This window comes from Streptomyces sp. NPDC037054 (assembly GCF_055606745.1).
On the sequence record NZ_JBVJSJ010000038.1, the window covers coordinates 1 to 1,216 of the forward strand.

Here is a 1,216-nt window from a genome sequence, read left to right on the forward strand (position 1 = left end):
GAATACCTCGACTCGGAGAAGTACCAGCTCAAACCCCGCGACTGGGCCACCGCCGAACGCGAGGGCCGCACCATCGCCCCCCTCATCACCCGGCTGAACACGATCAGGCGGGAGAACCCGGCGCTGCGGCAGTTGCGCGACCTGCACTTCCACCACGCGGACCAGGACGCGGTGATCGCGTACTCGAAGCGAGCGGGGTCGAACACGGTTCTCGTGGTCGCGAACCTCGACCCGCACCACACCCAGGAGGCCACGGTCTCGTTGGACATGCCGCAACTCGGCCTGGACTGGCACGAGTCGGTGCCGGTGAGGGACGAGCTCACCGGCGAGACCTACCACTGGGGCAGGGCCAACTACGTGCGTCTCGAACCGGGCCGGCGGCCCGCGCACGTCTTCACGGTCCTGCGACCGTCCACCCCGCAGATCGGAGGGTCACCCACACGATGATCGTCAACGAACCCGTTCCGGACACCTTCGAGGACACCCCGGCAAAGGACCGGGACCCGGAGTGGTTCAAGCGTGCCGTCTTCTACGAGGTCCTGGTTCGCAGCTTCCAGGACAGCAACGGTGACGGCGTAGGCGACCTCAAGGGCCTGACGGCCAAACTCGACTACCTCCAGTGGCTGGGCGTCGACTGCCTGTGGCTGCCGCCGTTCTTCAAGTCCCCCCTCAGGGACGGCGGTTACGACGTCTCCGACTACACCGCCGTGCTGCCCGAGTTCGGCGACCTGGCGGACTTCGTGGAGTTCGTGGACGCGGCGCACCAGCGCGGCATGCGCGTGATCATCGACTTCGTCATGAACCACACCAGCGACCAGCACCCCTGGTTCCAGGAGTCCCGCAAGGACCCCGACGGCCCCTACGGCGACTACTACGTGTGGGCCGACGACGACAAGCAGTTCCCGGACGCGCGGATCATCTTCGTCGACACCGAGGCCTCCAACTGGACGTACGACCCGGTCCGCAAGCAGTACTACTGGCACCGGTTCTTCTCCCACCAGCCGGACCTCAACTACGAGAACCCGGCCGTGCAGGAGGAGATGATCTCCGCGCTGAAGTTCTGGCTGGACCTCGGGATCGACGGGTTCCGGCTCGACGCCGTGCCGTACCTCTACCAGGAGGAGGGCACCAACTGCGAGAACCTGCCCGCCACCCACGACTTCCTGAAGCGGGTCCGCAAGGAGATCGACGCGCAGTACCCGGACACGGTGCTGCT

The 1,216-nt window shown here is 66.3% G+C and carries 1 protein-coding gene and 1 pseudogene; both read left to right on the plus strand.

Features of this window, described 5'->3' with window-relative positions; all coding sequences use genetic code 11:
- Window positions 1-447 (plus strand): annotated as a pseudogene (locus tag ACZ7D7_RS33960) (alpha-1,4-glucan--maltose-1-phosphate maltosyltransferase); the annotation flags it as partial.
- The coding region (locus tag ACZ7D7_RS33965; protein WP_470829401.1) for an alpha-amylase family glycosyl hydrolase at window positions 444-1,216 on the plus strand (773 nt) is incomplete at its 3' end. The pseudogene ACZ7D7_RS33960 and the gene ACZ7D7_RS33965, both read left to right, overlap by 4 nt.